The organism is Xanthovirga aplysinae (genome assembly GCF_009711365.1).
Classification (GTDB): Bacteria; Bacteroidota; Bacteroidia; order Cytophagales; family Cyclobacteriaceae; genus Xanthovirga; species Xanthovirga aplysinae.
Window position 1 is genome coordinate 1 of the sequence record NZ_SMMB01000982.1, and the last position, 6186, is coordinate 6186.

The following is a 6186-nucleotide window of genomic DNA, read 5'->3' on the forward strand; positions in this document are numbered from 1 at the left end:
CTTGTTATTTACTAGTAGTGTTTTAAATTTATAAGCTATCTTTGGTGGGGAAAAATTATACTTTTTCTCCTTTATAAAGGGTTGGAAGTAAATAGTCCAAAATGAATTCAATGAGAAAAAAAAGAGTATTAATAACCGGAGGAGCGGGCTTTTTAGGATCCCATCTTTGTGATCGTTTTATTGCAGAGGGCTTTCATGTGATTGCTATGGATAATTTGATTACGGGAACAATGGAAAATATTGAGCATCTGGTAAAACTTAAGAACTTTGAGTTTTACCATTGCGACGTGTCAAAGTTTGTTCACGTTCCAGGAGAATTGGATTATATTTTACACTTTGCTTCTCCTGCAAGTCCTATTGATTATTTGCAGATGCCTATCCAAACGCTGAAGGTAGGTTCGCTGGGAACACATAATCTTTTAGGCTTAGCCAAAAGTAAGAAAGCCAGGATACTTGTTGCTTCCACTTCTGAGGTCTATGGTGATCCTTTGATCCACCCACAGAAAGAGGAGTACTGGGGGCATGTTAATCCTGTGGGTCCAAGAGGTGTTTACGATGAAGCAAAAAGATTTCAGGAGGCTATTACGATGGCCTATCATACCTACCATGGGCTTGAAACCCGGATTGTTAGGATTTTTAATACATATGGCCCTCGTATGCGTTTGAATGATGGAAGGGCTTTGCCTGCTTTTATTGGTCAAGCGTTGGGAGGAAAAGATTTAACCGTTTTTGGGGATGGCTCTCAGACACGTTCTTTTTGTTATGTGGATGACCTTATTGAGGGTATTTATCGCTTGTTAATGAGTGATTATGTGTTTCCGGTAAATATCGGAAATCCGGAGGAAATTACGATTAAGCAGTTTGCAGAAGAGATTATCCGTTTAACCGGAACTGAACAAAAGATTGCTTATCAACCTCTTCCAAAAGATGACCCAAAGCAACGACAACCGGATATTACCAAGGCGAAAGAAATTCTGGGATGGAAGCCTAAATATTCAAGGGCAGAAGGGTTAAAACCAACGATGGAATATTTTAAACAAAGGATAAAAAAAACTAAAGTGGAAGCTGCTTCTGAAAACGAGGAGTAAAAAAATAAATAGGTTATATCTAAATTTGATTTTTGAAATGGAGTCAAATTTATTGTAATAATTTCATAGGGTTTATCCTTTTTCGAAAAAAATATATTTCTGTTTTCTTATTAAAGAGAGGAATTTTTTTCATTTGTTTAATATGTCAAAAAGTAAAAAGATCTTAGTAACAGGGGGGGCTGGATTTATAGGCTCACATACTGTAGTAGAATTGAACCAAGCTGGCTATGAAGCCGTGATTATTGATAATTTTTCCAATTCGGAAAAAGGGGTGATAGAACAGATTGAGAAAATTACCGGTATAGCCCCCAAGATTTATGAAGGAGATTGTAATGATATCCAATTAATGCAGAATATTTTTGACCAAGAAGGTTTGTTCGCTGGAGTGATTCATTTTGCTGCCTATAAGGCCGTTGGAGAATCAGTTGAAAAGCCATTGGATTATTATCACAACAATCTTAATTCATTACTGATATTATTGAGGACGATGGAAAATTTTAAGGTAAGTAACCTTGTCTTTTCTTCCTCTTGTACTGTTTATGGAGAGCCGGACCTTTTGCCTGTCACCGAAGAATCTCCTAAAAAACAGGCAGAGTCACCCTATGGAAATACAAAAGCTATCAGTGAAGAAATCCTTGAAGACACCGTAAAAGGAAAGAATTCCAATTTGAAAGCGGTTGCCTTACGGTATTTTAATCCCATTGGTGCTCACCCCTCGTCTTTGATTGGGGAACTTCCCCTAGGTGTTCCCAATAACTTGGTGCCTTTTATTACACAGACCGCTGCAGGACTTCGTGAAAGGTTGACCGTTTTTGGGGATGATTATAATACACCTGATGGTACCTGTATTAGAGATTATATACATGTGGTGGATTTGGCAAAAGCTCATGTTAAAGCTTTTGAGTACTTAGAAAATCAGGGGAATGATTCGTTTTTCGACTTGTTTAATGTGGGGACAGGAAAAGGGAATAGCGTTTTGGAGGCTATAAAAACCTTTGAGCAAGTAAATGGTTTGAAACTGAATTACACCATTGGCCAAAGAAGAAGTGGAGATGTGGAAAAAGTTTTTGCCAAGGTAGATAAAAGTGAAAAACTGCTTAATTGGAAAGCCGAGCTAAGTCTGGATCAAGCCTTGAAAGATGCCTGGGGCTGGCAAAAAAAACTATCAAATATAAAGTAAATCATTATGTCAAAAATCCTGATTACAGGAGGTGCTGGTTTTATTGGCTCCCATGTGGTTCGTTTATTTGTGAATAAATACCCTTCTTACCAAATATTTAACTTAGATAAGCTTACTTATGCAGGTAATTTGGAGAATCTGAAGGATATTGAGGAGAAACCCAATTATAACTTTTTGAAGGGGGATATTACAGATCAAAAATATATCAATAGCATTTTTAAGAAGTTTCAGTTTGATGCAGTCCTTCACTTGGCAGCAGAATCACATGTAGACCGCTCTATTGCAAGTCCAATGGAATTTATACATACTAATGTGATTGGAACAGTTAATCTTCTTAATGCCGCTAAAGGTTTTTGGGGTGCGAATACAGAAGGAAAGCTTTTCTACCACATTTCAACGGATGAAGTATATGGTTCTCTGGATCAAGGCGGGTATTTTACTGAGACTACTTCTTATGATCCCCAATCACCTTACTCTGCTTCCAAGGCTAGTTCCGATCATATGGTTCGAGCATATCACAATACGTATAAGATTCCGGTGGTCGTTTCCAATTGCTCCAACAATTATGGACCTAATCAATTTCCCGAAAAGCTGATTCCCCTTTGTATTCATAATATAAAGCAAAGGAAACCTTTGCCTATTTATGGAAAGGGGGAAAATGTACGTGATTGGCTATATGTGATTGATCATGCCAAAGCAATTGATATCATCTTTCATAAGGGAAAAATAGGGGAAACCTATAATATTGGTGGTTTCAATGAATGGAGTAATTTGGATTTGGTTAAATTACTTTGTCAAATCATGGATAAAAAGCTCGGTCGACAAGAGGGGGAATCTGCCCAATTGATCAATTTTGTAAAAGATCGGGCTGGTCATGATCTTCGTTATGCAATTGATGCACAAAAAATCATGAAGGAACTGGGATGGGAACCCTCTTTACAATTTGAAGAAGGTCTTGAGAAAACAGTGGATTGGTATATGAATAATGAAAGCTGGCTGGAGCATGTGACTTCGGGTAGTTATCAGCAGTATTATGAAGAACAATATAAAGCTTGAATAAAAAAAACCGCAAGTTAAAGGACTTGCGGTTTTTTTATGAGCTATTCTTTATAAATGGTATGCAATACGGTTTCCCCTACTGCCGCTAAAGTAGTTTTGTCTATGATGTCCATATTATCTTTGTGTCGATGGTGGTAATCGGGAAAAAATCCATCAGGAGATGAAGGGTCATACGGAATGATGTCTATCATTGGAATACCTGCCTGATTAACAAATTGGTGATCATCTGTTATTTCAACTGTATTAATAGGTACAAAGAATTGGCCATATCCTAAGCTGGCGGCTTCCTTCCAGACTTTATCCACAATATTTGGAGCATATTCCATTGAGTAGCCTTCCCTGTAAAATTGGGCTCCCTTGGCGCCTACCATGTCTAATAAAATTCCATAATAGGCGGTATAATTACTTTCATGCTTGTTTTTTGCCCAATATTGAGAACCTAAACACCAAGTAGTACCGCCACTTATTGGGCCCCTGTAGCTGTTGGGGACTCCATAATCTTCTCCATCAAAGAAGATAATATCAATACCTACATCAGGTGCTTGGTTGCTATGAATTGCCCTTGCTATTTCCAGCAGTACGCCTACACCGCTTGCCCCGTCATTGGCCCCGTCAATGGGTTGGTCAGGGTTTATTTCATCCTTGTCTGCAACATGTCGGGTGTCCCAATGAGCTGCCAGCAGAATTCTTCTCTTCTTTTCAGGATTGAAACTCCCAATGATATTCCTTAAAAAAAGCTTAGTTCCATCATAGGCATTGGCATCAAATTCCTGAACCTTCACCTTAGCTCCGAATTTCTTTAAAGTTTCAATCAAATAATCTCCACAAGCTCTATGGGCAGCGGAATTGGGAACGCGTGGACCAAAATCAACTTGCTTTTTTACAAATTCATAGGCCGAATCAGCATTAAATGCTGGAACATTGATCACTTTTTTCACCTCTTCAGACACTTTGGTTTCTTGATTTCCTGGTTTTTTTTTCCCACAAGAAGCCAAAATCAGTATAAATACAATGAAATAAAGGCTAGTTATTTGCGTGTTTTTTTTATTCATAAGATGAGTAATAAATGTAATTACTTAAAATGAAGTACATAAATTAGTTTATCCCCTTTACCTTGAGGCGCAAAACCTTGTTTCTTTGCTTTGCACTATTCTTATTCATTAAATATATAAGCTACTCTTCATACGCCCAATCCACCCCTGTTTTCAGGTCTTTGACGATTAACCCTTGCTTTTTTAATTGGGCCCGTATGCTATCAACCCTTTCATAATCTTTGGCTTCCTTTGCTTCCTTATAAACCTGTAGTAAGGCCTCTACAATGATTTCTGGATTATTCGGTTTTTCTTCTACCAATCCAAAGATGTCTTCTATAAAGGTAGAATAAACTGTTTTCATTCGGACAAATGTTTCCTCACCGATTTCAGCAAACTTTAATTGTCCGGTATATAAAGAGTTGATTTTTTTCAACAAGTTAAACAGATGACCAACAGCTAGGGCCGTATTAAAGTCATCGTTCATGGCGCTGTAGGTATTATCGCAAAGTTGATTGATTTGTTTAATGGCTTTTTCGTTTAAACTAATTCCGTCCTCTTTTTTAAACTCCATTTTGCGCACCGTTCTTAGGCCGTTAATTGCCTTTTTGTAGGCTTTTTGGGCCGCTATAAGAGCTTCATTCGAGAAATCTAATGTGCTTCTATAATGTGCCTGAAGCATAAAAAAGCGAATGGTCATAGGGCTGTAAGGCTGTTCCAGGAGTTGGTGTTCACCACTAAAGAGTTCGTAAAGGTTTATGAAATTACCCAAGGACTTACCCATTTTTTGCCCATTAATAGTAATGAGGTTGTTGTGCATCCAGTATTTAGCTGGATCTGTTTGATTGGCCGCTTGTGATTGCGCAATTTCACACTCATGATGTGGGAATTGTAGATCTAAGCCTCCTCCATGGATGTCAAACTGTTTTCCCAAATATTTTGAGCTCATTGCAGAGCATTCAAGGTGCCAACCGGGGAAGCCCTCACTCCATGGAGAATTCCACCGCATTATGTGCTCGGGCTCAGCTTTTTTCCAAAGTGCAAAATCTTATTGGGTTGTGTTTGCCTTCTTGTCCTTCAAGGTCTCTTGTCCCTGAAATTAAATCATCAATAATTCTTCCCGACAATTTGCCATAATTGCCTTTTTGATGATATTTCATGACATCAAAGTAAACAGAACCATCTTCAATGTAAGCCATTCCATTGTCTAGGATGGTTTGGATCATCTCCACCTGATCCATAATATGGCCGGTAGCAGAAGGTTCTATACTTGGTCTTAAGGTGTTTAATAAAGCCATGTCCCTATGGTAGCTATCTGTATAGGTTTGCACCACTTCCATGGGCTCTAATTGTTCCAGTTTTGCCTTTTTAGCAATTTTATCTTCCCCACTATCCGCATCTCTCTCCAGGTGCCCTACATCTGTAATATTTCGCACATACCTTACTTTATAGCCCAAATGCTTGAGATATCGGAAAACTACATCAAAGGTAATGGCAGGCCTTGCATGCCCTAAATGCGCATCTCCATATACGGTTGGTCCACAGACGTACATTCCCACATGCCCTTTTACAAGGGGTTCAAACAATTCTTTTTTCCTTGATAACGTATTGTATATTCTTAATTCCTTCAGCATCCTGCAAAGTTAATAATTTGGATAAATGTCTGAATAATTCAGGTGTAATTATTACTAAATAGCTTGGTATTTGGAATTGTCTTATAACCAAGGACTATACGTTAGATTCAGAAAAATGATTTAATTAATCTTGAATAATAAAGGGTGGATTACTTTATAGAGACTTTTTATTAGTATTCTGGATGAAAAGCGAT

Annotated in this window: 4 protein-coding genes and 1 pseudogene; 3 read left to right on the top strand and 2 right to left on the bottom strand. The window is 38.0% G+C overall.

Annotation, left to right across the window (positions count from 1 at the left end):
- Nucleotides 1-110 precede the first annotated feature (110 nt).
- The 3 genes from E1171_RS09565 (at nt 111) to rfbB (ending at nt 3324) form a co-directional block, all read left to right on the top strand.
- Nucleotides 111-1088 (top strand): UDP-glucuronic acid decarboxylase family protein, encoded by a 978-nt coding sequence (locus tag E1171_RS09565; protein WP_155205781.1) that lies wholly within the window; start codon nt 111-113, stop codon nt 1086-1088.
- 142 nt (nt 1089-1230) lie between these two features.
- Nucleotides 1231-2268: a UDP-glucose 4-epimerase GalE gene (gene galE / locus E1171_RS09570; RefSeq protein WP_155205782.1), complete on the top strand. Its 1038-nt coding sequence runs from the start codon at nt 1231-1233 to the stop codon at nt 2266-2268.
- 6 nt (nt 2269-2274) lie between these two features.
- Nucleotides 2275-3324 carry a dTDP-glucose 4,6-dehydratase gene (gene rfbB / locus E1171_RS09575; protein ID WP_155205783.1) on the top strand — a complete coding sequence of 350 codons (1050 nt, stop codon included), beginning with the start codon at nt 2275-2277 and terminating at the stop codon, nt 3322-3324.
- A 44-nt stretch (nt 3325-3368) separates the two neighbouring features.
- On the opposite strand, the gene E1171_RS09580 is transcribed toward rfbB, so the two are convergent.
- Nucleotides 3369-4379, bottom strand: a complete 1011-nt coding sequence (locus tag E1171_RS09580) for a M28 family peptidase (protein ID WP_155205784.1) — start codon at nt 4377-4379, stop codon at nt 3369-3371.
- 121 nt (nt 4380-4500) lie between these two features.
- Nucleotides 4501-5992: pseudogene (gene cysS, locus E1171_RS09585) on the bottom strand (cysteine--tRNA ligase).
- Nucleotides 5993-6186: the final 194 nt, after the last annotated feature.